Source organism: Rhizobium sp. AN80A (assembly GCF_030053015.1).
Taxonomy (GTDB): domain Bacteria; phylum Pseudomonadota; class Alphaproteobacteria; order Rhizobiales; family Rhizobiaceae; genus Rhizobium; species Rhizobium metallidurans.
In genome coordinates this window covers 301,133-326,407 of the sequence record NZ_JASJPX010000001.1, presented here as the reverse complement: position 1 = coordinate 326,407, position 25,275 = coordinate 301,133, and the positions used below count along the sequence as shown (strand labels likewise).

20 protein-coding genes and 5 pseudogenes are annotated in these 25,275 nt (G+C 60.8%); 14 read left to right on the top strand and 11 right to left on the bottom strand.

Annotated elements, in window-relative coordinates; translation table 11 throughout:
* The first annotated feature begins 1 nt into the window (after window position 1).
* Both P3R82_RS01540 and P3R82_RS01535 read left to right on the top strand, forming a co-directional pair.
* Entirely contained in the window at window positions 2-910 is a 909-nt protein-coding gene (locus tag P3R82_RS01540) for a dihydrodipicolinate synthase family protein (protein WP_283193474.1), read from the top strand.
* A gap of 10 nt (window positions 911-920) precedes the next feature.
* Window positions 921-2,059, top strand: a pseudogene (locus P3R82_RS01535) (mandelate racemase/muconate lactonizing enzyme family protein).
* A gap of 98 nt (window positions 2,060-2,157) precedes the next feature.
* Here P3R82_RS01535 and P3R82_RS01530 read toward each other — a convergent pair.
* The gene (locus tag P3R82_RS01530; RefSeq protein WP_283192731.1) at window positions 2,158-2,325 is read right to left on the bottom strand and encodes a hypothetical protein; all 168 of its coding nucleotides are present in this window, start codon (window positions 2,323-2,325) and stop codon (window positions 2,158-2,160) included.
* Between the two features lie 361 nt (window positions 2,326-2,686).
* Between P3R82_RS01530 and P3R82_RS01525 the strand changes: the two are divergent.
* Window positions 2,687-3,381, top strand: a pseudogene (locus P3R82_RS01525) (L,D-transpeptidase).
* 319 nt (window positions 3,382-3,700) lie between these two features.
* Here the strand turns inward: P3R82_RS01525 and P3R82_RS01520 are convergent.
* The 7 genes and pseudogenes from P3R82_RS01520 to P3R82_RS01490 all read right to left on the bottom strand — a co-directional run bounded on the left by P3R82_RS01520 (window position 3,701) and on the right by P3R82_RS01490 (window position 9,373).
* A pseudogene (locus P3R82_RS01520) lies at window positions 3,701-4,131 on the bottom strand (helix-turn-helix domain-containing protein).
* A 160-nt stretch (window positions 4,132-4,291) separates the two neighbouring features.
* Window positions 4,292-6,373, bottom strand: a complete 2,082-nt coding sequence (locus P3R82_RS01515; RefSeq protein WP_283192730.1) for a cation-translocating P-type ATPase — start codon at window positions 6,371-6,373, stop codon at window positions 4,292-4,294.
* Entirely contained in the window at window positions 6,370-6,591 is a 222-nt protein-coding gene (locus P3R82_RS01510) for a copper ion binding protein (protein WP_283192729.1), read from the bottom strand. The genes P3R82_RS01515 and P3R82_RS01510 overlap by 4 nt, the downstream gene beginning before the upstream one ends.
* Window positions 6,592-7,099: 508 nt before the next feature.
* Window positions 7,100-7,753 carry a thioredoxin domain-containing protein gene (locus P3R82_RS01505; RefSeq protein ID WP_283192728.1) on the bottom strand — a complete coding sequence of 218 codons (654 nt, stop codon included), beginning with the start codon at window positions 7,751-7,753 and terminating at the stop codon, window positions 7,100-7,102.
* Entirely contained in the window at window positions 7,750-8,190 is a 441-nt protein-coding gene (locus P3R82_RS01500) for a disulfide bond formation protein B (RefSeq protein WP_283192727.1), read from the bottom strand. Before P3R82_RS01500 ends, P3R82_RS01505 begins: the two co-directional genes overlap by 4 nt.
* Before the next feature lie 291 nt (window positions 8,191-8,481).
* Window positions 8,482-8,670 carry a hypothetical protein gene (locus P3R82_RS01495; protein ID WP_283193473.1) on the bottom strand — a complete coding sequence of 63 codons (189 nt, stop codon included), beginning with the start codon at window positions 8,668-8,670 and terminating at the stop codon, window positions 8,482-8,484.
* 78 nt (window positions 8,671-8,748) lie between these two features.
* Window positions 8,749-9,373, bottom strand: a pseudogene (locus tag P3R82_RS01490) (TetR/AcrR family transcriptional regulator).
* A 130-nt stretch (window positions 9,374-9,503) separates the two neighbouring features.
* Between P3R82_RS01490 and P3R82_RS01485 the strand changes: the two are divergent.
* The gene (locus P3R82_RS01485; protein WP_183900971.1) at window positions 9,504-9,713 is read left to right on the top strand and encodes a hypothetical protein; all 210 of its coding nucleotides are present in this window, start codon (window positions 9,504-9,506) and stop codon (window positions 9,711-9,713) included.
* A 149-nt stretch (window positions 9,714-9,862) separates the two neighbouring features.
* On the opposite strand, the gene P3R82_RS01480 is transcribed toward P3R82_RS01485, so the two are convergent.
* Complete coding sequence (locus P3R82_RS01480) at window positions 9,863-11,809, bottom strand: methyl-accepting chemotaxis protein (RefSeq protein WP_283192726.1); 1,947 nt, start codon at window positions 11,807-11,809, stop codon at window positions 9,863-9,865.
* Between the two features lie 469 nt (window positions 11,810-12,278).
* On the opposite strand from P3R82_RS01480, the gene P3R82_RS01475 reads away from it, so the two are divergent.
* Window positions 12,279-13,322: an SMP-30/gluconolactonase/LRE family protein gene (locus P3R82_RS01475; RefSeq protein ID WP_283192725.1), complete on the top strand. Its 1,044-nt coding sequence runs from the start codon at window positions 12,279-12,281 to the stop codon at window positions 13,320-13,322.
* A gap of 52 nt (window positions 13,323-13,374) precedes the next feature.
* On the opposite strand, the gene rhaI is transcribed toward P3R82_RS01475, so the two are convergent.
* A complete protein-coding gene (rhaI, locus tag P3R82_RS01470) occupies window positions 13,375-14,667 on the bottom strand; it encodes an L-rhamnose catabolism isomerase (protein ID WP_283192724.1) in 1,293 nt (430 codons plus the stop codon).
* A gap of 83 nt (window positions 14,668-14,750) precedes the next feature.
* On the opposite strand from rhaI, the gene P3R82_RS01465 reads away from it, so the two are divergent.
* The gene (locus P3R82_RS01465; protein ID WP_183900974.1) at window positions 14,751-14,909 is read left to right on the top strand and encodes a YqaE/Pmp3 family membrane protein; all 159 of its coding nucleotides are present in this window, start codon (window positions 14,751-14,753) and stop codon (window positions 14,907-14,909) included.
* 3 nt (window positions 14,910-14,912) lie between these two features.
* Here P3R82_RS01465 and P3R82_RS01460 read toward each other — a convergent pair.
* Window positions 14,913-17,010: pseudogene (locus P3R82_RS01460) on the bottom strand (bifunctional rhamnulose-1-phosphate aldolase/short-chain dehydrogenase).
* Between the two features lie 197 nt (window positions 17,011-17,207).
* On the opposite strand from P3R82_RS01460, the gene P3R82_RS01455 reads away from it, so the two are divergent.
* From P3R82_RS01455 to P3R82_RS01420, 8 genes are all read left to right on the top strand, one after another.
* The gene (locus tag P3R82_RS01455; RefSeq protein WP_112435443.1) at window positions 17,208-18,017 is read left to right on the top strand and encodes a DeoR/GlpR family DNA-binding transcription regulator; all 810 of its coding nucleotides are present in this window, start codon (window positions 17,208-17,210) and stop codon (window positions 18,015-18,017) included.
* Between the two features lie 50 nt (window positions 18,018-18,067).
* Window positions 18,068-19,063, top strand: a complete 996-nt coding sequence (gene rhaS, locus P3R82_RS01450) for a rhamnose ABC transporter substrate-binding protein (protein WP_283192723.1) — start codon at window positions 18,068-18,070, stop codon at window positions 19,061-19,063.
* A gap of 71 nt (window positions 19,064-19,134) precedes the next feature.
* Window positions 19,135-20,670 carry a sugar ABC transporter ATP-binding protein gene (locus P3R82_RS01445; protein WP_283192722.1) on the top strand — a complete coding sequence of 512 codons (1,536 nt, stop codon included), beginning with the start codon at window positions 19,135-19,137 and terminating at the stop codon, window positions 20,668-20,670.
* Between the two features lie 9 nt (window positions 20,671-20,679).
* Window positions 20,680-21,693: an ABC transporter permease gene (locus P3R82_RS01440; protein ID WP_283192721.1), complete on the top strand. Its 1,014-nt coding sequence runs from the start codon at window positions 20,680-20,682 to the stop codon at window positions 21,691-21,693.
* The gene (locus P3R82_RS01435) at window positions 21,690-22,703 is read left to right on the top strand and encodes an ABC transporter permease (RefSeq protein WP_283192720.1); all 1,014 of its coding nucleotides are present in this window, start codon (window positions 21,690-21,692) and stop codon (window positions 22,701-22,703) included. The genes P3R82_RS01440 and P3R82_RS01435 overlap by 4 nt, the downstream gene beginning before the upstream one ends.
* A complete protein-coding gene (gene rhaM / locus P3R82_RS01430; protein ID WP_112973071.1) occupies window positions 22,700-23,020 on the top strand; it encodes an L-rhamnose mutarotase in 321 nt (106 codons plus the stop codon). Before P3R82_RS01435 ends, rhaM begins: the two co-directional genes overlap by 4 nt.
* Window positions 23,017-24,399, top strand: coding sequence for an FGGY-family carbohydrate kinase (locus tag P3R82_RS01425; RefSeq protein ID WP_283192719.1), 1,383 nt, complete (start codon window positions 23,017-23,019; stop codon window positions 24,397-24,399). The genes rhaM and P3R82_RS01425 overlap by 4 nt, the downstream gene beginning before the upstream one ends.
* Window positions 24,400-24,484: 85 nt before the next feature.
* Window positions 24,485-25,252: a fumarylacetoacetate hydrolase family protein gene (locus tag P3R82_RS01420; RefSeq protein ID WP_283192718.1), complete on the top strand. Its 768-nt coding sequence runs from the start codon at window positions 24,485-24,487 to the stop codon at window positions 25,250-25,252.
* Window positions 25,253-25,275: the final 23 nt, after the last annotated feature.

The following is a 25,275-nucleotide window of genomic DNA, read 5'->3' as shown; positions in this document are numbered from 1 at the left end:
AATGGAAAAGATCCGCAAGGCCCTGACGGGCATATCGGGCGTGCCCGTGACCCCCTACAAAGCGGATGGCAGTGTCGATATCGCCAAGCTCTCGGCTCTGATCACCCGCCTCGCCAATGCGCGGGTCCACAATCTCATGGCCGCCGGCAATACCGGTGAGTTCTTCACCCTGACCATGGACGAAGTGCGCGCTGTCCACGCCGCGACGATCAAGGCCGCTGGCGGCAAGTCGTTGGTGAGCGCTGCAGTCGGTCGATCGCTGACCGAAGCCAAGGCACTTGCCCGCGATGCCATCGCCGAGGGCGCCGATGCGATCATGGGCCATCATCCGATGGACCCCTTTGCCGGCCCAAGCTACCAGGCGCGCTACTTCCTCGAGCTTGCCGAGGCCAGCACCGTTCCCGTCATCGCCTATGTGCGTAGCGACACCTTTTCCGTCGCCGACTTCCGCAAGCTGGCGCTGCACCCGAATATCGCCGGCATCAAGTTCGCATCAGGCAATCTCATGCTGCTTGCCGAAGTCATTCGCGCGAACAAGGACGCGCCGGCGATCTGGGTCTGCGGCCTTGCCGAGGGTTGGGCGCCGGCCTTTTATGCCATGGGTGCTCGCGGCTTCACCTCCGGCCTCGTCAATGTCTTCCCTGAGCGCTCGCACGCCATCCATCAGGCGCTGGAAAAGGGTGACTACGCAACGGCTCGCGCGCTCATCGATGACATCGCCGGCTTCGAGGCACTGCGCACCAAATATCTCAACGGCGCCAATGTCACCGTCGTCAAGGAAGCGCTCGGCATGCTTGGAACCGAGGTTGGCCCCGTCCGCGTCCCCGGTGTCGAGAGCCTGACCGAAGCCGAACGCGCGGACCTGCGCGCCATCGTCGACAATGTCGCCGAAAAGAGCCGCGCGGCCTGAGGAAGATCCCATGCATATCACAGGCATCAAGACCTACATGCAGCGCGTGGACGACCGCCCTCGCCTGCTTCTCAAAATTGAAACCAGCGAAGGCATTTCCGGGTGGGGCGAGTGCTACAACCACGGCCCGGACTGGGCGCTGCCGCCCCTTCTCGATTACCTCTTTCACCAGATCGAGGGCGAAGATCCACGCCGCGTGGAATTTCTCGTTCTCAAGCTCAATCAGCAATGCCGCTTTCCGCCAGGCGCACTCGGCCTCGCGGCGATTTCAGCGATCGATCACGCGCTCTGGGACATCGCAGGCAAGGCCGCCGGGCTGCCTGTCTACATGCTGCTCGGCGGCAATGTGCGCGACCGCGTCAAGGTCTACTGCGGCGTCTATACCGCGCCGGACCCGGAAGCCGCACGCGACCAGTCGCTCGAACTGAACGAGAAATATGGCTACACCGCCTTCAAGCTCAGCCCCTATCGCCGCGATCTGCATGTCGGCCGCTGGGGTGAACTCGTCAAGGAGACTGGCGACTGGTTCGGCAAGATCCGCGAGATCACGCCGTCGCATTTCGATTATGCCTTCGACGCTCATGCGAAGATCTTCGAACCCTATCAAGCTGTCCAGCTCGCCGCCGCCATCGCGCCAAACGATCCGCTATTTTACGAGGAGCCTATCCGTCCGGAACACATCCCGGCCTGGGCGGAATTGAAGTCGAAGGTCACCGTCCCGCTCGCAACCGGTGAATCGCTCTATTCGCGCTTCGAATTCCTATCCTTGCTGTCTGCCCGCGGCGCCGACATCATCCAGCCGGATATCTGTGTCGTCGGCGGCGTCAGCGAAATGCGGCGCATCGCAGCCATCGCAGAGGCGCATTACGTGACCGTCGCGCCGCATAACCCCATGGGGCCGCTGGCAACCGCGGTAAACATCCACTTCTGCGCGGCCCAGCCGAACTTCAAGGTGCTTGAGTTCAAGCCGCACGTGCACGCTCCTTGGGCGGCGGATCCCTACATGCCCGTCGACGGCCACAAGTACTGCGGCCCGATCGGCCCGGCTGGGGCCTGGAGATCGACGAGAAGGCGCTGCAGAGCGAGGACTACATCCACTGGGAGCGGAAGATCACCCGCAAACCGGATGGTGCGACGGCCTATCCATGAGAAGTTTCGCATCTGGCTGCGGCGCGCGAACGCGCTGCAGCCGAGGCTCGATCCGGAATGGTTGCCCGTGCCCGATTTTGGTCTCGAATTTATCGAGATCAGACATATCCCCGGCTCAATTCTCGCTGTAAATCCCCAGAAATCCAGTCATTTCCGTTTAGCTTTTGGCGCAACGCAGATGAGATCGACGTGGTATCGAACGGTGCGGCCACCCGTTTGGAGGCGATGTAGCCGTCAAGGCCCGCTACCGCGACATCAGGGCGCATGTGGCCGTTGTGCATCTCCTGTAAAAAACGATGCGATTGTGTAGAGAAAACAGCAGTTTTCGCTTGAAGCTAAACCCACTAGAGCTCTTAGCAATAGCGCGATCGAAATTTCGCATTTGGACATCCCGTTGGACGATTCTTCAGCACATTTGCCAGCTCCGCTTTCCACTGCCGGCTTGTATCAAGTTGCAGAAGAAGAGATCCAATACGGCCGCCTGCGCATAATTTCGATGAGCGGTTTTCATTGGCCGTATCCCATGGAGTGACGAACGGGGTTTTCCACGAGAAAGCCGAGTTTTCTGACGGCCGGAGACGGCTTGTCGCTCACGAAATCCAGATCCTACAGGGTTCCACTTTGATCATGAACGAAAAATCTCTCATCACTCGCCGCGGCCTGCTGCTCGGCATGACGACGGTTCCTCTCGCCCTGTCAGGCTGCACCAGCGTGCCTGCGCAAGCCCCGATCCCGCGGCTCAGCCGCGACCGGTTGGCCCTCCCAGCGAAGCCGAACTCGCGACCCGCTACGCCGCCATGGAAGACGGCGGTTTCCAGCTTCCGGCCATTCCCTACAAGCAGATCGAGCCGCGCCTCTACAGGCAGCGCGTGGAGAACACGACCGGCGAACAGCCTGGAACTGTAATCGTGGATGTGCCATCCCGTTACCTCTACGTCGTGGAGCCGGGCGGCACCGCGATGCGGTATGGCGTTGGCCTGGGCCGCGCCGGTTTCGCGTGGAGCGGTGAAGGCGTGATCCAATGGCGCCAGAAGTGGCCGCGCTGGAAGCCGCCGGCGGAAATGATCGCGCGCCAGCCGGAACTCGCCAAGTTCTCGGTCGAAAACGGCGGCCAGGAGCCGGGTCCCGACAATGCGCTCGGTGCTCGTGCGCTTTACATCTTCCAGAACGGACAGGACACTCTCTATCGTCTTCACGGCACCAAGGAGTGGTCTTCGATCGGCAAGGCGGTTTCTTCCGGCTGCGTTCGCCTGCTCAACCAGGACGTCATCGACCTCTACACCCGGGTTCCGTACAAGGCGAAGATCATCGTTCGCCAGTGATCAAGATCGTCTGCCGATCTCCGGCAGACCATCGGCAATATCGTGTCAGCGTCGTCTGGCCGGATGTTGTGCGCGGCGCTCGCCTGACAAATTTCAGGTGAGTCTGACGCCACGGTCGCGGTCGACCGATAATCAGACCAAAGCCGGCACGGGCTCTACCCGTGCCGGCGCTTCTTTTTCCGGCAGCGTCATAAAGCAAGAAAACGGCGATCTTTCAGATTAGCCTGGCACTTTAGCCGTCTGCATCTGAACGTCGCACTTGAAGCCTGCGGCAATCGCGGCGCGGTTCCTTCAGGTGTTTCTCGCCCACGGTATGGCGTCAATGCGCCGCGGAGACCTCGGGATCACGTTCGGGAGACAACGTCTCGATAATCCGGCATTCAGCGACAGTTCCGCAGGAACACATCGCCAACATCCGGTCGAGTTCGGTTTGCAATGCTCTCAGATCAGAGATCTTGCGTTGAACCTCCACGAGATGTTCTCTCGTAATCGCGTCGACGGCTTCGCAGGAGCGGTCCTTCTCGTCGGACAAATCAAGCAGAGCCCGGACCTGATCGAGCGAAAAGCCGAGATCTCGGGCCCTTCGAATGAAGCTTAAACGGTTGAGGTCCGATCGCCCATAAGAGCGATAGTTTCCGCGGTTCGCTCCGGCACTGGCAAGAGACCGCTCTTTTCATAAAATCGGATCGTCTCGACTTTTGTCCCCGTCATTTTGGCCAAGGCGCCGATGGCAAGCGAACGGTTCTTCATCTTCATATCCCTGTAGCTGATACATGGTTGTACCGCTGAAGAGAGCCTTGGGCAATCCGGCCGATCAGAAGATTTCCATAGCCACTTCGGGATATGCGCCGCTCAACGCAACATGCGGCGCGCCGAGTACCGGCGCGCCGCATGTCCAATCGATCCTTAACTACTTCTGTTTGATCAAGCGGGACGAATTGGCCAGAATGCCGATATCTGGCACCGCCTGAAGCGACGCGGCGACGATCGGCGGGATGACGCCGGTGGCCGCCAGCGAAAGACCGGCGAGATTGTAAAGCGCGGTGAAGGCGATATTCATCTTGACCACGCCCATCGTCCGGCGAGCGATGCGGAAGACATCGGCGATCAGGCCCCAGTCTTCGCGCATCAGCACGATATGGGCGGCCTCCATCGCGACATCAGTGCCGCCGCCCATGGCAATGCCGACTTCCGCCTGCGCAAGAGCCGGCGCGTCGTTGACGCCATCGCCGACCATGACCACGCGGTGACCCTTCGCCTGGTTTTCCCGGACCACGCGGATCTTGTCCTCGGGCAGGAGATTGGCCTGGAAGCCGATGCCGAGCGGGCCGGCAATCGCTGCGGCCGTACGCTCGTTGTCGCCGGTCAGCAACTCGATCCGCGTGATGCCGAGCTTGCGGATTTCGTCGATCGCCTTGCCGACTTCCGGACGCACCGTGTCCATGGCCGCGAGTATGCCGGCGGGACGACCGTCGATCGACATGATCAGCAGCGTTTTTCCTTCCGATTCAAGGCGCGCGACCGCGCTATCCTCGTCGGACATCGGAACGAGGCGGCGATTGCCGATCTCGATCGTCCGGCCGGCGATGACGGCACGGATGCCCTTGCCTGGAATGGCCTCGAAGCGTTCCGGTTCACCCGGGCGCAGCCCCTTGTCGCGGGCATGCGCACGAACGGCCTCCGCCAGGGGATGTTCCGAATGCCGCTCGGCCGTCGCCGCGAGCTGCAACAGTTCGCTTTCCGTGGTGCCGTCGAGCGAAACGATATCGGTGACGTTAGGCTTGCCCGTGGTCAGCGTTCCCGTCTTGTCGACGAGAACGACGTCGGCCGACTTGATCGCCTCGATATACTTGCCACCCTTGATCAGGAGGCCGCGCTTCGCGGCCGCGCCGATGGACGCCATCATGGCGATCGGTGTCGCAAGCGCGAACGAGCACGAGCACGCAACGACGAGCACCGCAACCACGGCCATGACATTGCCGCTGATCACGTAGGTGAGCGCAGCGATCGCCGCGACGATCGGCAGGTACCAGCCACTGAACTTGTCGGCGATGCGCTGTACTTCGCCGCGATTGGCTTCAGCCTCCTCGACCAGCTTGACCGTGCGGCCGAAGGTGGTGTCACGGCCGACGCCCTCAGCGCGCAGCTTGACATAGCCGAGCTTGGCTATGGTCGCGGCAAACACCTTGTCGCCCGTTTCGGCTTCCACTGGCATGCTTTCGCCGGTAATCGCGGCCTGATCGAGAGTCGCCTGACCTTCGAGGATGATACCATCGACCGGAACACGCTCACCGGGACGCACGATAACGATGTCGCCGACCACAACCTGGTCGATGGTCACCTCGACTTCGTCGCCATTCCGCTCGACGCGCGCCTTGGTCGGCGCCATGGCCTGCAGTTCACGCAACAGGCCACGCGCCTTTTCGCTGGTGAACCGCTCGATATAGACGCCGACCCGCATCAGGAAGACGACAACGGCAGCGGTATCCCACTGCCCGGTCACCAGCGCGGCGGTGGCCCCGACCGTCATCAGCGTATGAGCCGTGATCTCGAAGCGCATCAACGATTTGATGACGTCAAAAAAGATCGTCGCTCCGAACGCGAGTACGATCAGGGTACCCACCCAGAGCGGCACCATTTCCGTCACGGCCTCGAAGATGCCCAGCGCCTCGCCGCCGACGACCAGCAGCAGGATGACGCCGAACAGGATGCCAAGCGCAATGAAGAGCTGTTTCTGGAGGTTGTTGCCCTCCTTCACGTAGTAGGGAACGTCCGCGGATTTCGGCGCGGGAACGGTGAAGCCGACCTTCAGGACCGTTTCCTTCAGCTTGTCACGGCTGACAAGTTTCGGGTCGAGATCGATGATCGCCTTCTCCGCATTGAGGAGCACCTCGACGTTCTCGACGCCGGGGAGTTTCTTGAGCGCTCTCTGGACCTTCTTCGCGCAGGCGGCGCAATCCATGCCGCCGATGGGGAGCTCGAGCGTACTCATCGTGGCACATCAAAGCCGGCATCTTCGACCGCTTCGAAGATTGTGCCCTCGGAAATCTGCTCCGGGTGGAGGGTGACGCTGGCGCTGTTGGTCGCAAGCGAAACCTTGATCGCTTCAACCCCAGGCAAGCCACCGACAGCGGCCTCGATCTGCTTGACGCAATGGCCGCAGTCCATGCCTTCGATTTTGAATTCGATCGTCTTGGTCGTTCCGGACACCATATTTCTCCTTTTACATCAGCTCACTTCGAGCTTGTGAAGGCAATGTGGTGTCTGTAGTAACTACAGAGTCAAGGGGCTTTGATTTTTTCTTTGCAGAATTTCCGGGCGATGGTCTCTTTGGCGGCTTCGCAATTGAAGCACTCAACGCGTGGCGGCCTGAACGAGCCTCGCCGGACGGCTTCCGCACCCTTCCCCGGCCGGGAGAATCCGAGATATCTCCGTCCCTCCGCCTCGTAGAGCGAGCTACCCATTATATTGATGTGAAGGATGTTAGGTATGAGCTTGGGATGTGGACACGTCTTGTCGCGCTCCGTCTGCTGCCCGATGAGGATTGCTTCACATGTTGCCGCAGTGGCGTAGAGCTTCCCCAGGATCACGGCGCAATGCGGTGATCAAATCAAGCGGCGCCGTAAATGTCTTCCAATTTACGGCGCCTGACGTGTGTTTGACCTTAGATCGACAACGACAGCGCCCGAAACGGCGCTGTCGTTCGACGACTATATTTCTAACTTCCCTTTGACTTGTCGACCTCGCTCTTGACGAGGTCCATCAGGCCTTGCGGTCCAAAATTGACGAGTGGCTTGCCGTTCACGAAGAAGGTCGGCGTCTGCTGGACGTTATTCGACTTGACATCGGCGACATCTGCCTGGAGCACCTGCTCGACCTCTGGCTTGACGCTGTAGAGGCGAGCCCCCATCAGTTCCAAGCCCGCATCACCCGCGATCGCCCACGCCTTCTTCAAATCAGGCTGGCCGTCCACGGCCCACTCCGGCTGCCTTTGCATCAAGGCGGCCAAGACAGGTTCGAACTTGTTCTGATTGCGAGCAGCCTCGAGTATTCGCACTGCTTCGTCGGACCCTTCATGAAACGGCGTATATCGCAGAACGACCCGAACGTCATCGGGGTAGGTGGCGAGAATATTTTTCACGAGCGGAAAGAACGCTCTGCAGGCTTCGCAGGACGGGTCGAAGAATTCCACGATGGTGACCGGCGCTTCCACCTTGCCCAGGACAGGCGAATGGGGGCGGACAAGTGTATCCGCCGGCGCGACGACAGCCGCCGCGACCTCCTGTTGCGTGGCGGAATAATAGTAGGCACCGCCTCCAAATAGAGCGAGCGCGCTAAGCGCCGTAGCGGTGACGACAAGCAGGCGTTTCATCGAACGGTTTCCCTTCGGCCAATAAGGAGAAGAATTGAAATTGCGGAAAATGCGAACAGTGACAGCACCGGTAGCGGCACCACATTGAAGATTGTCATCTTCGCGTCACTGCAAGACGGGCCCTTGCCACAGGGAACGATAGCCTCGGGAATGAAGCCATAGTAGAGAAGCACATGGTAGACAGCGACCAGCAGGCCTGCGCCGCTGAGAGGCAATGCGTAACGCCAGACATTCCGGTCGGCCTGTATCACGGCAACCGCCAAAACCAGTGCCAGCGGAAACATGAATGCGCGCTGGTACCAGCACAGAATGCACGGCGCCTGGCCCATGATCTCACCGATGAAAAGCGCGCCGAGGGTCGCTGCAAGTGCAATTGCCCATGCGAAGAAAAGCGTCGACCACCCGCCCTCTTCTTGTCGTTCTGTCGAAATGCTCATGAAATGTCCGAATAATGCATACTCTTCAATCATGCACCCTCAACCAACTAAAGGGTCAAGTGGGCATTTTCCCGAATAGCGACGCATCGAAGGAAAACAGCATATTTTGATGCTTTTCCACAGACAGTGTGGAGCCTACCTCGCGCTTGAATGGCTGTTGAAAGCACACCAGCGATCGAACCGCACATTTAAGCGGGGAATCTGCGGTAAACCTGTTAAAGACCGCCCCCGTAACGCCATGGTCACATCACGGTCGATGCGACAACTACAGGACGTTACTGGAGGTCGGCATCATCCGGCTCGGGAGTGTTCGAGCATATCGATCTCCGCCGAGATTTCGTCTATTCTTGAGCGCAACTCACGGTCCGTGCCGTCGTTGACATCCTCGTCGCCGAAGCAATCTCGTGCATCATAGAGTTCAAGCTTGGCTTCAAGCTCCGCCCGTTTGGCATACAGGCGATGGAGATAAATGTGATTCATCGTCTCGCTCAACCGTGTTTCCACATCTGGTTGAAAACGAGCTCCCCTCACTAAAGTTCCAAGCTTCGGAGCCCGCGCTCAAGCGAAGGCGGCGACAGCGGCGTTGCAGGCTTTGGAAAAATGGCCACAACAGTTGTCCTTGCCCATCGACTGACGGGTGACGCGGGCGCCTTCCAGAAGCAGGGTCAAGGTGTCGGCCAGCAGCTGCGGTTCGCGCGCGCCGGCGGCGAGACAGAGCGCTTCCAGCCTGTCGCGCTCCTCCGCCTTATGGCGCTCGATAACGCCATAGGCGGGGTGCCCCTCCCCTTTGAGCTCGATCGCCGCATTGGCCAGGTCGCAGCCGACGTGATCGCCACAAAGGCTCTGTGTCCTGAGCTCGATCCAAGCGAGCAGCTGTGCGCGTGCGTCATCGGGATGCGTGGCTTCCAGCTCGCGCCAGATCGCCTCGGCCTTCTCGGAGGCGCGGCGCAGGGTTTCGCATACCAGTTCGTCCTTCGACCCGAAGTGCCGATAGAGCGTCATCTTGTTCGTGAGAGCACCTTCGGCAATCGCATCGACACCGATGCCGCAGAATCCCGTGCTCACGGAAAAGCTCCGCCGCGGTCGAGACGATGCGCTCCCGGGGAGGGATTTTTTCATCGGTACCCGCTGGCAGCAGAGCTGTCGAAGTTTTTGATTTTTCTGCGGACAATGTCCTTGACATCCATGTGACCGATCGGTAACAAATGCATTGTTACTTACCGGTAACACCACTTATCGCGGAAGTCAATGCCGAGAGGGCAGCGAAGCCGGAGTGGAACACGGGCGACCGCCCACGAAAGGAGGACTGAGCCATGAGAAAGACCAGAGACGACCTGACGATATCCGAAGCCCTTCGCGACCCCCTGATCGCCATGGTGATGCGCGCCGACGGCGTGAAGCTTGAAGATTTCAAGCGACTTCTGGAGACTGCGGCGGTGAAACGCGAACAGCGCGTCAACCCGGTCAAGAAATTCATCGACGTCATCAAGACCAATCCTGCTGCCGTTTGCAGCTACTGCTGACGCCTTGGGCTTCCCTGCCCCCCCCGAAAGCCGTCGCCTTAATGGCGGCGGCTTTTTTTGTCTTGTCGTGATCGATGTGATTGGGCGCGGAACGGGCCGTGCATCAGGAGAAGCGGAGCCCGCTGGGCTCCGTTTCCAGGCGATCCGGATCAGAACTCAGACCATTCAGGCTCTTGCTTGACCGCGGCGTTACCTCGGAACGCGTTGGTCAGCCTCTGGCCGAGCTGTCGCGCCGGCGATGCGACGGGACCGTGGTTGCCCGTCATCGCCGTCGGCTTGGCAAGGCTCGGCCGCGCCTGGTCGGCAACGGTGCCTCCGTCCAGCTTGAACTGGGACATTAGCTGGGACAGCGCCGTGGCTTCCTGCGCAAGGCTGTGGCTGGCCGCGGTCGTTTCCTCGACCATAGCGGCGTTCTTCTGCGTGCCTTCGTCCATGGCATTCACAGCGGTGTTGATTTCCTGCAGGCCAAGCGACTGCTCGCGCGACGCTTCGGCGATCGCGTGAACATGGCGGTTGATCTCCTGGACTTCGGCGACGATCGCATCCAGCGCCTTGCCGGCCTGGCCGACGAGTTCCACACCGGACTCCACCTGGGAACCCGAAGCGGTGATCAATGCCTTGATCTCCTTGGCGGCGCGCGCCGAGCGCTGCGCGAGCTCGCGCACTTCCTGAGCAACGACGGCGAAACCCTTGCCGGCGTCGCCGGCACGGGCGGCTTCAACGCCGGCGTTCAGTGCGAGGAGATTGGTCTGGAATGCGATATCATCGATCACGCCGATGATGTTGCTGATCTCGTTCGAGGATTGTTCGATAAGATGCATCGCGGTTACAGCGTTGCGAACCACCTCGCCGGAGCGTTCGGCGGCCTCGCGCGTTTTGGCGACAAGCTGGCTGGCATCGTTCGCGCGTCCGGCCGCGTCCTTGACTGTCGTCGTGATCTCCTCCAGCGCCGCGGCCGTTTCCTCAACGGAAGCAGCCTGCTGCTCGGTACGCCTGGAAAGGTCATCGGCGGAGGCGCGGATCTGGCTCGACCCCGCGCTGATGGCGCTCGCGTTGGCGCCGACCGCCTGGAGCGCGTTGTTGAGCTTGGAGACCGCGGCGTTGAAGTCCTGACGAAGCGTGTCGAGGTCACCGGTAAACGGCGTATCGATCTGACAGTTGAGGTCGCCATTGGCGAGATCGCCCAGCGCGCCGCCAAGGGCCTTGACCGCCCGATGCAGGTTGGCTGCTTCCGCTGCCTTCTCGGCCTCGCGCTCAAGGCGCTCGCTATCGCTCATCGAACGGGTGGCCTCGGCCTGCTGTTCGATACGCATCCGGTCGATTGCGTTGGTGCGGAACACGGCGACGGCGGCGGCCATCTGGCCGATCTCGTCGCGGCGGTCGAGGCCATGCACGTCTTCGCCGGTCTCTCCGGAAGCAAGTGTTTCCATGCGTTGACGAAGCTTCGCCATCGGTGTCGTGACACCCTTCTGGGCGATGATCATTGCAAGCGCAATGGCCGCGACGACGCCAAGGGTAAGGCCGACAAGGGTACGAAGGATGGTCGATGAAACGGACGCCGACAGCCCGCTGCCGCCCTCGGCCAGCAGATCGGCCATTGCCTTGTTGTTCGCGCCGAACTTGGGTGACAGGCCGACGATCATGTCGTCGAGCTTCGCGGCGAGTTGCTGCGTCTCGGCTGCATTGCCGGCGGCGCGTGCTGCAAGAAGCTGATCGCCGAGCGACTTCAGGGCGTCCGCGCCGGCAAGCAACTCATCGATCGCGGCCTTGCGGCTCGGAACCAACTCGGGAACCTGTGCAAGGCGTTGGCGGGCGCCGGCGAATTCGGTCGCGAAGCGCTTGGAGATGTCGTTGAAGGCAGCAGAGCCAGGCTCCTGCGCGACGGCGCGGCTCAGCCATGTCGTGGATGTCCAGATGCCAGCTGCCGCGCGGGCGCTGAAGGTCGCAGCCTGACTCTCGTTCTGAAGAAAGCCGGTATACTGCTGATTGGCGGCGCTGAATCTATCGGTGAGATAGAGCAGGCCCGCCATGGAAACGAGGCCGAGCATGGCGATAGCAATAAGGAACTTGGTTTTTATCTTAAGGTTTTTCAACATGATGCACCTTGTAAATCGTGATGAGACTGCACGGCGACGCCTGCGAATGAGTGCAGGTCAAACGCAAGTGAAATGAATTCTGAAACTTTGGGACAACGCATCATGCGCGGTGGATCGACTGCTCATCTCGACCCGGCGACCTCAACCTAGGCGCTTACTCTTAAGGAAATCTGACTTTTGAAAACACATCCGGATAGAATCGACTGCGGATTTGAATTTTGTCAAAGTCTTCCGACGACATCTCGTAAGTATATATTTATTCAATCTAATTTTTCGATTCATGTTGTTCACAAGCAAGCGACGCGGGCTGTGGCTTTACGGTGACCGCTGGTTAACCAGTTGGGCAAGTGCCTGAAGAGTATTGTTGCGGCACACGCATAGGTCACCCTACATGGGCGCGATCATTACCTTGATCGCGAGCCGCCACCCTGGCGAGCCGATTTGAAACAAGTCATATTGAGGATGCTTAGTGGTTTACACACGCCGTAACATCATTGCCATGTCCGGAGCCGCGCTGGCCGGGGCCGTTCTGCCGAAGGCCGCGGCCGGACAATCGATCGATTTCAAGCCGAACGCGCGCTATCCCGATCCGGCCATCGAAATCCTGGATCCAAGCTTCACCAAATACAGGCTGGGAAGCAGCTCGGTGGAACAGCTCGCCACCGGATGTCGCTGGTTGGAGGGGCCCGTCTGGTTTGGCGATGGCCGCTACCTGCTCGTCAGCGACATCCCGAACAACCGCATCATGCGCTACGACGAAGCCACCGGCGCATGGGGCGTTTTCCGCAGCCCGTCCAATTTCTCAAACGGCAATGCGCGCGACCGACAGGGGCGCCTGCTGACATGCGAACATCTGACACGCCGCGTGACCCGCACCGAATACGATGGAACGATTACGGTGCTGGCCGACAACTACAAGGGCAAGAAGCTGAATTCGCCCAACGATATCGTTTGCAAGTCTGACGGCTCCATCTGGTTCACCGACCCGCCTTTCGGCATCTCCGGCGAATGGGAAGGCGAGAAGGCGACGCCGGAATTGCCGCACTCGGTCTACCGCATCGCGCCGGACGGCTCGCTCGGGCTGGTGACGGATGAGCTCAAGGGTCCAAACGGACTGGCATTTTCGCCAGACGAGAAGAAGCTCTATATCGTCGAGGGCCGTGCGCAGCCGTACCGTATCATCTGGAGCTATGATGTCGGCAAGGACGGCTTCACGCTCAGCAACAAGACGGCGCTCGTCACCGCTGATGACAATGGTGGCCTCGATGGCTTCCGGGTGGACGTCGACGGCAATCTGTGGTGCGGATGGGGAAGCAACGGCACCGCCGCCGCCAAGCCGGAACAGCTGGATGGCGTAAAGGTCTTCAATTCGGCGGGCAAGGCCATCGGCTTCATCCGCCTACCGGAGCGGTGCCCGAACCTCGCATTCGGCGGATTGAAGAAGAACCGCCTGTTCATGGCAAGCAGCCATTCGCTCTACGCGCTCTACGTCGAGACGCGCGGCGCGGTGTGATTGAAATGCGAGCCGTCGCGGCTATCGCGACGGCTCGATCAAGCTTCTGACCTCAGACGATGCCGCCGCTGCCGCCGACCGATGCCGGGCGCTCGGCGACGACCTTCTTGCGGTATCCGCTGGCGCGGTATGTCGCGATCGGATCGATGGCGCCACCAGCACGGCGACGGGCTTCGGCGAGGATCGGCTCGACATCGGTGCGATAACCGCGCTTCAGGGTTTCGGTCGCCATGAGCGCGTCGTTCTCGTCCTGGAAGCCGGAAAGCGCCTTGCGGTCGACGATCAGCGCCTGCGCGTAGGCGCGGCGGATTTCGTTGGCGCTGTTGATCAGGCTTTCGATCGGATCGGTGACATTGTGCGACTGGTCGATCATGTGGGCCGGATTGAAGTCGTTGACGCCGCGCTGCTCGGCCTCGACCAGTTCGTTGAACACGAGGAACAGGCGGTAAGGCTCGATCGAACCGGCATCGAGATCGTCGTCACCATACTTCGAATCGTTGAAATGGAAGCCGCCGAGCTTGCCGAACTGGATCAGCCGGGCCACGATCATCTCGATATTGGTGTTCGGCGCGTGGTGGCCGAGGTCGACAAGGCAATGCGCCTTCGGGCCGAGCGTCTGGGCGATCAGGTAGTTGGTGCCCCAGTCCTGCACGACCGTCGAATAGAAGGCCGGCTCGTACATCTTGTGCTCGGAAAACAGCTTCCAGTCGTCGGGCAGCGCTTTGTAGATGTCGGCCATCGAGGTGAGGTAGCGCTCAAAGGCCCTCGTGAAGTTGCTCTGGCCCGGGAAGTTGGAACCGTCGCCGACCCACACGGTCAGCGCCTTGGAGCCGATCGCCTGGCCGATCTCGATGCACTCGATGTTGTGCTCGACCGCCTGCGCGCGGGTTGCCGCGTCGGTGTGGCTGAGCGATCCATACTTGTAGGAGTGGGCCTGGCCGGGCGCGTCGGAAAAGGTGTTGGAGTTTATCGCGTCGAAGCCGAGGCCGAGCTGATCGCCCTTCGCCTTTAATTCCCTGACGTCGGTCTTGTCCCACGGAATGTGAAGCGAGACGTTCGGCGTGGCGCGGGTCAACTCGTTGATGACGGAGCAATCGTCCAGCTTGTCGAAGATCCCGCGTGGTTCGCCGGTGCCGGGAAAACGGGCAAAGCGCGTTCCGCCGGTGCCGACACCCCACGACGGAACGGCGACGAAGAATTCGGAGACGCGGCGCGTGATCGCTTCAATGTCGACGCCACGGCGCGAAAGATTGGCGCCCAGCGCCTCGTAATCGGATTTGAGCGCGGATGCGCGCTTGTCGTTTTCCTGCGCAATCACATCATGCGCGATTTTAGGCTCGGCCATCGGTTCCTCCCTCTTCGCATCGAACCAAACGGCTCCTGTCCGCGTTTCGATGCGTGAAATGCTAAATCAATGACGAGGCGACCTTGGACATCATACGCATTCTTTTCGCGATCATCCTGCCACCTGTCGGCGTATTCCTGCAGGTCGGAATCGGCCTGCATTTCTGGCTAAACATACTGCTGACGCTGTGCGGATACGTTCCGGGGATCATCCATGCGATATGGGTGATCCTGCGGAAGTAACGGTCAGCGCGGGAAGCTATGCGCGTTGCCGGCATCGACGTTGATGATGTTGCCGGTGGACTTGGCCGAGAGATCGGACGCCAGGAAGTAGATCGCTTCGGCGATATCCTCCGGGAAGACGTTGAGCTTCAGCATGGAGCGCTTGCGGTAGTGCTCCTCCAGCTCGTTGATCTCGATCTTCGACGAAGCCGCACGCTGTTCGCGCCACTCGCCGTTCCAGATCTTCGATCCGCGCAGGACCGCATCCGGGTTGACGGTATTGACGCGAATGCCGGCTTCCGCGCCTTCAAGCGCCAGGCAACGCGCGAGATGGATCTCGGCAGCCTTTGCCGTGCAATAGGCCGCGGCGTTCGGAGACGATGCCAGTCCGTTCTTGGAGGCGACGAACACGACGTTGCCGCCGAGGTTCTGCTTGCGGAACAGGCGGAAGGCTTCGCGTGAGACGAGGAAATAGCCGGTCGCTAGAATGTCTATGTTCTTGTTCCACATCGAAAGCTCGGTGCTCTCGATCGGCGCGGACGACGCGATACCAGCATTCGAGACGAGGATGTCGACGCCGCCGAATTCGACGCAGGCTTCCGCGAAGGACGAGATCACGCCGTCTTCCTTGGTGACATCCAGCTTGACGCCACGAACGGCATCGGCGCCGAACTGCTTGGCGAAATCGGTCTTCGTGCTGTCGAGCGCTTCCTGGTCGATATCGGCCAGCACCACGCAGGCACCCTCGCCGATCAGGCGCGCGGCCGTCGCGCGGCCGATGCCGCCGGCGCCGCCGGTGACGAAGGCAACCTTGCCGGCCAGGCTCTTCGGCTTCGGCATGCGCTGAAGCTTGGCTTCCTCGAGCAGCCAGTATTCGATGTCGAAAGCTTCCTGCTCCGGCAGGCCCTGATATTCCGAAACGGTCGATGCACCGCGCATGACGTTGATGGCGTTGACGTAGAACTCGCTGGCGATACGCGCCGTTGCCTTGTCGCGGGCAAAGGACAGCATGCCGACGCCGGGAACGAGGAAGATGACCGGGTTCGCATCGCGCATGGCGGGCGAATTGTCATGCTTGCATTCGTTGTAGTAGCGCGCGTAATCGGCGCGGTAGTCTTCGAGCGCCTTGTCGAGACCGGCGACGATCGCATCCACATCCGGCTTCGCCGGATCGAAATCGACGATCAGCGGGCGAGATCTTGGTGCGCAGGAAGTGGTCGGGGCAGCTGGTGCCGAGCGCGCCGAGCGGTGCCAAGTTCTTCGAGTTGACGAATTCGAGAACGGCGTCCTGATCGTCGAAATGGCCGAGCTTGCGCTCCGACTTGCCGATGCGGCCGCGGATTTCGGGCATCAGGCGCGCGGCGATGGCCCGACGCTGTTCAGCGGCGAGGCTCTGGGTTGCGGCGCCGCCAAAGATCGTCTTGCCTTCGGTCTTTTCGGCGAACCAGACGATCGCCTTGTTGATGATCTCCAGCGTCAGCTCGTAGCAAGCCTTCGCATCGTTGGCCCAGGTGAAGAGACCATGGCTTTCGAGCACGACGCCCTTGGAATTCGGGTTTGCCTTGACGAAGGCTTCGAGGTCGAGGCCGAGCTGGAAGCCCGGGCGACGCCACGGCAGCCAACCGATTTCGTCACCGAAGATCTGCTTGGTCAATTCCTTCGAGTTCTTCGCGGCGGCGATCGCGATGATCGCATCGGGATGCATGTGATCGACATGCGTGAAGGGCACGAAACCATGCAGCGGCGTATCGATCGAAGCGGCACGGCCGTTGAGATTATAGGTGCAATGCGGAAGGAAGCCGACCATGCGGTCTTCGTCCTCGACGCCCTTGTAGATGCCTTTCAGCGAGTCCAGCTTGTCCTGGTAGAGGGTGGCGAAGCCGTCGAGCTTGATGGTGCCGACGTCGCCGCCCGAACCCTTGACCCAGAGAACCTTGACCTTCTCGCCGGTCAAGGGGTCGGTTTCCATGACCTTGGCCGACGTATTGCCGCCGCCATAGTTGGTGATGCGCTTGTCGGCGCCCAGCAGGTTAGAGCGATAAAGCAGCTTTCCAGGCTCATCCAGCCCTGCAGCGTACGAGTCATCCCAACGGTTATCCAGAAGCCGGACGGTTGCCGCCATGTCATCCTCCCATGTAAATTCGTCAGGGCGCGAAATGAGTCATACGCCCTTTGCGGTGACGGTATCGCTCATCAAAAGCGGCATTGTCAATCGAAAACGATCAAAAACGATTATGTTGCAGCGCAGTATGAAAAAATATGATCGTTTGTGATTGACACATTATCACAACTGCGGAATAAACGATGCAGGAGGAACCCATGCACGAACGCGAACGCCATCGCATCATATTGAGCGCCGTACAGGAAAAGTCGGTCGTGACAGTTCAGGATATTTCCGAGCTGACCGAGGCTTCCGAGGCGACGATCCGGCGCGATATTGCGGCCCTTCATGTGCAGGGAAAGATCCGGCGCGTGCGCGGCGGAGCGGAAGCGGTGCATCCGCCGCAGCTCGGCAATCTCGCCGGCAGGCCTTTCCGGGTTTCGGAATCAGTCAACTCCGATAAGAAGCGCGCAATTGCGCGCGCGGCCGTCGATCTCTGCGATCCTGGCGACGCCATCATCATCAACGGTGGAACGACCACCTTCCAGATGGTGCATTTCATGGCGGCGCATCGCATGCAGGTGATGACCAATTCGTTCGCGATCGCCGAGCATCTGGTCAAGCACTCGAAGAACACGGTGACGGTTCCCGGCGGCGTGATCTATCGCGAGCAGAGCCTGATCCTGTCGCCCTTCGACAATGATGCGATCCGCAATTTCTATGCGCGGCGCTTTTTCATCGGCGCTCAGGGCGTCGGCCCGCTCGGCATCATGGAGGCGGATGCGCAGATCATCCAGAGCGAGCAGAAGCTGATGCATCAAGCCGACGAACTGATCGTCATGGTCGATTCCAGCAAGTTTCATCGCCGCTCGAGCCTCATTCTGTGCCCGCTCGATCGCGTCACGACGGTGATCACGGACGAGGGCGTTTCCGACGAGGCGGTGCGGATGATCGAGGATGCGGGCGTCAAGCTCGTCGTTGCGAGCATGGTCTCGCAGGCAAGGGAGGATTCCTCGTCGGTCGCCTGAGCGGTGCCGGCAGGATGTAGTCAAGTCAATCAACGTGGGAGGAAGAGAGCATGAAATTCGCAAAGACACTGGCGGTGGGCGTCGCCTTTGCAGTCGCATTGATGGCCGGCGCAGCCAGCGCCAAGGACATCAAGATTGGCCTCGTGGTCAAGTCGCTCGGCAACGGCTTCTTTGAAGCCGCCAACAAGGGTGCCCAGGAAGCAGCCAAGGAACTCGGCGGCGTGGAAGTGATCTACACCGGCCCGACCTCGACGACGGCCGAAGGCCAGATCGAAGTCATCAACTCGCTGATCGCGCAGGGCGTCGACGCCATCGCGATCTCCGCCAACGATCCCGACGCTGTCGTACCGGCCCTGAAGAAGGCCAAGCAGCGCGGCATCAAGGTGATCTCCTGGGATTCCGGCGTCAACAAGGACGGCCGTATCCTGCAGCTGAACCCATCGTCGAACGAACTGATCGGCAAGATGTGCCTGACGCTCGTCAAGGACCACCTGGAAGGCGGCAAGGGCGACTTCGCGATCCTGTCGGCGACCACCACCTCGACGAACCAGAATATCTGGATCGACCAGATGAAGAAGCAGCTCAAGGACTTCCCCGGCCTGAACCTCGTCACCACCGTCTACGGCGACGACCTCTCCGACAAGTCCTATCGCGAAGCTGAAGGCCTGCTGAAGTCGAACCCGAACGTCAAGGTCATCGTCGCTCCGACGACGGTCGGCGTTCTGGCCGCTTCCAAGGTTGTCGAAGACAAGGGTCTCGTCGGCAAGGTCTACGTGACGGGTCTCGGCCTGCCGTCGGAAATGGCCGGCGCGATCAAATCCGGCGCCACGAAGGAGTTCGCGATCTGGAACCCGATCGACCTCGGTTACTCCGCCACGCAGATCGCCTATCGCCTCGTCAAGGATGAAGCGACCGGCAAGCCGGGCACGGAAATCGAAGCCGGCCGCATGGGCAAGATCAAGGTCGATGAAAACGGCGAAGCCGCCATGGCGGATCCCTTCGTCTACAACGCGTCGAACATCGACCAGTTCTCGAAGGTTTTCTAAGCCTTTCGTGGACGGACCAAACCCGGCGGCACAGCCGCCGGGCCTTTCCCAATGAACACTGGTAAGCGCTGATGAACAACGCCCTTCAACACCCTGTTGCAAGCGTCGCGACAAACGACGTACCCGCAATTCTCGAGATGCGCGGCATTTCGCAGATCTTTCCCGGCGTGAAGGCGCTCGATAACGTCAGCATCGCGCTCTATCCCGGCAAGGTCACCGCGTTGATCGGCGAAAACGGCGCCGGCAAGTCGACCCTCGTCAAGATCCTGACCGGCATCTACCGTCCGAACGAGGGCGAAATCCTCGTCGACGGCAAGCCGACGACGTTCGCCAACGCGCAGGCCGCGATCGATGCTGGTGTCACAGCGATCCATCAGGAAACCGTGCTCTTCGACGAGCTGACGGTTGCCGAAAACATCTTCCTCGGCCATGCGCCACGCACACGCTTTCGCACCATCGACTGGAAGCTGACGAACAGCCGCGCCAAGGCGCTGCTCACATCGCTCGAAAGCAATATCGACCCGACGATCCGCCTGAAGGACCTCTCGATCGCGCAGCGCCACCTCGTGGCGATCTCGCGCGCGCTGTCGATCGAGGCCCGCATCGTCATCATGGACGAGCCGACAGCCGCCCTGTCACGCAAGGAGATCGACGATCTCTTCCGCATCGTCGAAGGCCTGAAGGCTCAGGGCAAGGCGATCCTCTTCATCAGCCACAAGTTCGACGAACTCTACGAGATCGCCGATAACTTCGCGGTCTTCCGCGACGGGCGCGCCGTCGGCCACGGCAACCTCAAGGCCACACCGCAGGACGAGATCGTGCGCATGATGGTCGGCCGAGACGTCGAGAACGCGTTCCCGAAGATCGATGTCGCGATCGGCGGACCGGTGCTGCAGGTCGACAAATACTGCCACCAGACCGAATTCCGCGATATTTCGCTGACGCTGCGCAAAGGCGAGATCCTCGGCATCTACGGCCTGATCGGCGCCGGTCGCTCCGAGCTCTGTCAGTCCCTGTTCGGCATCACCAAGCCGCTATCGGGCAAGCTCACGCTTGACGGCCGGGAAATCAACATCCATTCGCCGCTCGACGCCATCCGGGCCGGCATCGTCTACGTGCCGGAAGAGCGCGGCCGCCATGGCCTGGCGCTCCCCATGCCGATCTACCAGAACATGACGCTGCCCTCGCTGGGGCGCACCTCGCGCAAGGGCTTCCTCAAGGCGGCCAACGAATTCGCGCTTGCCCGCAAGTACGCCGAGCGCCTCGACCTGCGCGCAGCGGCGCTTTCGGTTCCAGTCGGAACGCTGTCGGGCGGCAACCAGCAGAAGGTCGTGATCGGCAAGTGGCTGGCGACCATGCCCAAGGTCATCATTCTCGACGAGCCGACCAAGGGCATCGATATCGGCTCGAAGGCGGCGGTCCATGGCTTCATCAGCGAGCTCGCCGCCGAGGGCCTCTCCATCATCATGATCTCATCGGAACTGCCGGAGATCATCGGAATGTCCGACCGGGTTCTTGTCATGAAGGAAGGCCTGTCGGCCGGCCTCTTCGATCGCAAGGACCTGACGCCGGAAACGCTGGTGCGCGCCGCCACCGGCAATGCTTGAGGATAGCTCATGTCCAGACTCTTGAGAAAACGCGAAACGCTGCTCTTCATCATCATCGCCGTGATGATCGCCGCCTTTTCGACCCGTGCCGACGGCTTTGCGACGCCTGGAAATCTCGCCGGCATCTTCAACGACACGTCGATCCTGATCATCCTGGCGCTGGCGCAGATGACCGTCATCCTGACGAAGTCGATCGATCTATCGGTTGCCGCCAATCTGGCTTTCACCGGTATGGCGATCGCGATGCTCAACGCCGCCTACCCGGATCTGCCGCTGATCGTGCTCATCCTCACCGCGATCCTGATCGGCGCCTCGCTTGGCGCCATCAATGGCTTCCTGGTGTGGGCGCTCGAGATCCCGCCGATCGTCGTGACGCTTGGTACGCTCACCATCTATCGCGGCATGGCCTTCGTCCTCTCGGGCGGCGAGTGGGTCAACGCGCACCAGATGACACCGACCTTCCTCAATGTTCCCCGAACCGTCGTGCTTGGCATGCCGGTGCTGAGCTGGGCGGCGATCATCATCGTCCTTCTGATCTATATCGTGCTGAAGTATACACAGTTCGGCCGTTCCACCTATGCCGCCGGCGGCAATCCGACCGCGGCCGTCTATGCCGGTGTCGATGTCGGTTGGACCAAGTTCCTTGCCTTCGTGCTGTCGGGCGCGCTTGCAGGTCTTGCCAGCTATCTCTGGGTTTCGCGCTATGCGGTCGCCTATGTCGATATCGCCAACGGCTTCGAGCTCGACAGCGTCGCGGCCTGCGTCATCGGCGGCATCTCGATTGCCGGCGGCGTCGGATCGGTGCTTGGCACCGTGCTCGGCGCGCTTTTCCTCGGCGTGATCAAGAACGCGCTTCCCGTCATCGGCATTTCGCCCTTCACGCAGATGGCGATCTCGGGCACCGTCATCATTCTCGCCGTCGTCTTCAACGCAAGGCGCGAGCGCAACCGCGGCCGCATCATCCTGCGCGACAAGGCCGCCGCGGAAACTCAAACCGGGACCCAGGCAGAGGTGTCAGCATGAGCACCGTCGTTTCCTCGCCCACCGAAAAGCGAGTTATCCCAAATCGCCTCGGCACGCCATTCAAGCGGATCATGTCCAGCTGGGAAGTGCTGCTCTTCGGCGTGGCCGTCCTGATCTTCATCTTCAATTCGCTGGCGTCACCCTACTTTCTCGATGCCTGGAACCTCTCGGACGCGACGTTCAATTTCACCGAAAAGGCGATGATCGCGTTTGCCATGGCGCTGCTCGTCATCTCGGGCGAAATCGACCTGTCGGTCGCCGCCATCATCGCGCTGGCCTCCACCGCCATGGGCGCCGCGGCGCAAGCCGGTGTCGGCGCGCCTGGTCTCGTTGCCATCGGCGTTGGGGTCGGCCTGCTTTGCGGCATGTTCAACGGCTTCCTCGTCTCTGTGATGAAGCTTCCGTCGATTGTCGTCACCATCGGCACGATGAGCCTGTTTCGCGGCATTTCGTACATCGTGCTGGGCGATCAGGCATACGGCAATTATCCGGAGGATTTCGCCTTCTTCGGGCAGGGATACGTCGTCTGGGTCTTCTCCTTCGAGTTCGTGCTGTTCATCGTGCTGGCGATCCTCTTCGCCATCCTGCTGCACGCCACCAACTTCGGCCGCCAGATCTACACGATCGGCAACAATGATTTCGCCGCGCGCTTCTCGGGCATCCCAGTCGAGCGGGTGAAGTTCATCCTCTTCATGCTGACGGGCGTGATGAGCGGCATCGCGGCCGTGTGCCTGACCTCGCGGCTTGGCTCGACGCGCCCGTCGATCGCGCAAGGCTGGGAACTCGAAGTCGTCACCATGGTCGTTCTCGGCGGCGTCTCGATCCTCGGCGGCTCCGGCAAGATCGGCGGCGTGGTCATCGCGGCCTTCGTCATGGGCCTTGTCACCTTCGGTCTCGGCCTGCTCAACGTTCCCGGCATCGTCATGTCGATCTTCATCGGCCTGCTGCTGATCATCACCATCGCGATCCCGATCATCGCGCGCCGCATCAAAGCCATGAGCTCGAAATGACGCTGGAAAAACACGCCTTCAAGATGACGCTCAATCCCGGCATGGAAGCCGAATACATCAAGCGCCATGACGAAATCTGGCCGGAACTGGTAGAACTGCTGCACCAGTCCGGCGCCAGCGACTATTCGATCCATCTCGACCGCGAGACCAACACGTTGTTCGGTGTGCTGACGCGGACAAGCGACAATACGCTGTCGAGCCTGCCGGAGCACCCCGTGATGAAGCGCTGGTGGGCGCATATGCGCGATATCATGGCCACCAATCCTGATAATTCGCCTGTTCAGACCGACCTCGTCACCGTCTTCCATATGCCATGACGTCAAGCAAGAGCTACGCCCGCATTGCGGTTCTCGATATCGGCAAGACGAATGCCAAGGTTGTCGTGCTCGACAGCGCCACCGGCGCAGAGGTGGCGGTCGTCAAGACCCCGAACGTGGTGATCAAATCGCGCCCCTATCCGCATTACGATGTGGACGCGCTTTGGGCCTTCGCGCTCGACGCACTGAAGAGATTTGCGCTGTCGCCCGGTTTCGATGCGATTTCGATCACCACGCATGGCGCGAGCGCCGCTCTGCTCGATGCGGATGGAGCGCTCGCCATGCCGGTGCTCGATTACGAGCACGAATATCCCCAAGAGATCATCGACGCCTACACGGCGCTGCGCCCGTCATTCAACGAAACCTACTCGCCGCGCCAGTCCATGGGTTTGAACATCGGAGCCCAGTTGCATTATCAGCAGACGGCTTTTCCGGAGACGTTCGCCGGTGTCGCCACCATCGTTACCTATGCGCAATACTGGGCGGCCCGCCTGACGGGTGTCGCGGCCAACGAGGTGACGTCGCTCGGATGCCATACGGATCTGTGGAACCCGCGTGCCTCGAGCTATTCCAGTCTGGTCGACACGCTTGATATAAGGCCGCTGATGGCGCCGATCCGGCCGGCTTTCGATGCGCTTGGCCCGGTTCTGCCTGAGATCGCCGAGGAGATCGGGCTTTCGACATCCGTTCCAGTTTATTGCGGCATCCACGATTCCAATGCGTCGCTGCTGCCGCATCTGGTCAGCCGCCAAGCTCCGTTCGCCGTCGTCTCCACCGGAACGTGGGTTGTCAACTTCGGTGTCGGCGGCGATCTCGACCATCTCGATCCGAAGCGCGATACGCTCGCCAATGTCGATGCCTACGGACGTGCTGTCCCATCGTCGCGGTTCATGGGCGGGCGCGAATTCGAGATTCTGTCCGCCGAAATCGGCCCCGTGCCGATCGATGACGCGGTTGCGGCCATGCCCGGGGTCATCGAGAAGGGCATGATGCTGTTGCCCAACGTGGCGCCCGGGTCGGGCCCATTCCCGGGCAAGGAGCGGCGCTGGGTCAACGCGGACGCGGCGAGCGCGGCTGAACGCCACGCCTCTGCCTGCCTCTATCTGGCGCTGATGACCGAAGCGTGCCTGGCCTTGATCGGCGCCGGCGGGCCTGTCGTCGTCGAGGGGCCGTTCTCGTTGAACGAGACCTATCTCGATCTGGTTGCGGCGCTGACCGGTCGGGATGTGATCGCCGTTCCCGGCTCGACAGGTACGAGCGCGGGCGCCGCGCTGCTGGCGGGAATTGCGCCGATCGCGGGCAAGGAGAAGCATTTTCCGCCACGCGAAATCCTTCACCTGGCCGAGTACCGGCGGCGCTGGTACGTCGCGCTTGCATAGCACTCTTTCCGGATCGGCTCTTTGCTCCATCTATGAATGCCGATAGAGTTGCGGCGCATTTGATACCAGGTGAGGAAAGCACGACATGACAGTTTCATCCGGCGAGGGTTTCGATCCGCGGGCGCTGGCCGCGCGTTTGAGTGGCCTTGAAAAATCGGGGGAAAGAGCGCAGACGGCGGATTTCGTATTGCCCGCGACATTGCGCGAAGCAATGGATGCGCAGAATTTTCTGGCAGCCGAAGAGCGCATATCCACCCATGCGTGGAAGGTGGCCATGTCGCCGGCTGGCGAGGCTGTGCTCGCGCCCTTGCACCCTTATTTGGAAGCCGTGTCCGGCGCATCGATTTCATGGCGTCCGGGCATGAAATTCGAGGCAGAAGTCGCGGTGCGTCTGGGACAGGATATTCCGGTTCGTCAGAACGGTGAGTATACGCGCGAGGAGATCATAGATGCGATCGCCGAATGCCATCTCGGTGCCGAGCTCCTGGCCAGCAGCATCCAGGAGAGCGGGCAGGTTTCCTTCCTGCTCTATCTGGCCGAACGCATCGGCAACAAGGGCTATGTTCTCGGCCCGGCGCTTCCGAAAAGCGTTGTCGATACCATCGGCGACACCACGCTCAAGGTGACCCATGGCGGACAGGTGATCTATGATGCCCTGGCGCGTCATCCGAAGGACGACGTGCTGGTATGGCTGCTGGCCTACGCCAATGACAGGCTGCGCCCGCACACCTCGCTGAAGAAGGGTGCACTGATCACCACCGGCACGCTGTGCGGAGCGATCGAACTGACGTCGCGCGGTCCTATCGACATCGTCCTCGGGAACGAAGCGCGTCTCAGCCTTTCGATCGTCTGATCGAGCTCGATTTCGTTTCCCGT

Excerpts from the sequence above, each read along its gene's own strand:
- P3R82_RS01540 (WP_283193474.1), top strand. The coding sequence starts at position 2 with ATGGAAAAGATCCGCAAGGCCCTGACGGGCATATCGGGCGTGCCCGTG.
- P3R82_RS01530 (WP_283192731.1), bottom strand. The coding sequence starts at position 2,325 with ATGCGCCCTGATGTCGCGGTAGCGGGCCTTGACGGCTACATCGCCTCC.
- P3R82_RS01515 (WP_283192730.1), bottom strand. The coding sequence starts at position 6,373 with ATGAGTACGCTCGAGCTCCCCATCGGCGGCATGGATTGCGCCGCCTGC.
- P3R82_RS01505 (WP_283192728.1), bottom strand. The coding sequence starts at position 7,753 with ATGAAACGCCTGCTTGTCGTCACCGCTACGGCGCTTAGCGCGCTCGCT.
- P3R82_RS01500 (WP_283192727.1), bottom strand. The coding sequence starts at position 8,190 with ATGAGCATTTCGACAGAACGACAAGAAGAGGGCGGGTGGTCGACGCTT.
- P3R82_RS01495 (WP_283193473.1), bottom strand. The coding sequence starts at position 8,670 with ATGAATCACATTTATCTCCATCGCCTGTATGCCAAACGGGCGGAGCTT.
- P3R82_RS01485 (WP_183900971.1), top strand. The coding sequence starts at position 9,504 with ATGAGAAAGACCAGAGACGACCTGACGATATCCGAAGCCCTTCGCGAC.
- P3R82_RS01480 (WP_283192726.1), bottom strand. The coding sequence starts at position 11,809 with ATGTTGAAAAACCTTAAGATAAAAACCAAGTTCCTTATTGCTATCGCC.
- rhaI (WP_283192724.1), bottom strand. The coding sequence starts at position 14,667 with ATGGCCGAGCCTAAAATCGCGCATGATGTGATTGCGCAGGAAAACGAC.
- P3R82_RS01455 (WP_112435443.1), top strand. The coding sequence starts at position 17,208 with ATGCACGAACGCGAACGCCATCGCATCATATTGAGCGCCGTACAGGAA.
- rhaS (WP_283192723.1), top strand. The coding sequence starts at position 18,068 with ATGAAATTCGCAAAGACACTGGCGGTGGGCGTCGCCTTTGCAGTCGCA.
- P3R82_RS01445 (WP_283192722.1), top strand. The coding sequence starts at position 19,135 with ATGAACAACGCCCTTCAACACCCTGTTGCAAGCGTCGCGACAAACGAC.
- P3R82_RS01440 (WP_283192721.1), top strand. The coding sequence starts at position 20,680 with ATGTCCAGACTCTTGAGAAAACGCGAAACGCTGCTCTTCATCATCATC.
- P3R82_RS01435 (WP_283192720.1), top strand. The coding sequence starts at position 21,690 with ATGAGCACCGTCGTTTCCTCGCCCACCGAAAAGCGAGTTATCCCAAAT.
- rhaM (WP_112973071.1), top strand. The coding sequence starts at position 22,700 with ATGACGCTGGAAAAACACGCCTTCAAGATGACGCTCAATCCCGGCATG.
- P3R82_RS01425 (WP_283192719.1), top strand. The coding sequence starts at position 23,017 with ATGACGTCAAGCAAGAGCTACGCCCGCATTGCGGTTCTCGATATCGGC.
- P3R82_RS01420 (WP_283192718.1), top strand. The coding sequence starts at position 24,485 with ATGACAGTTTCATCCGGCGAGGGTTTCGATCCGCGGGCGCTGGCCGCG.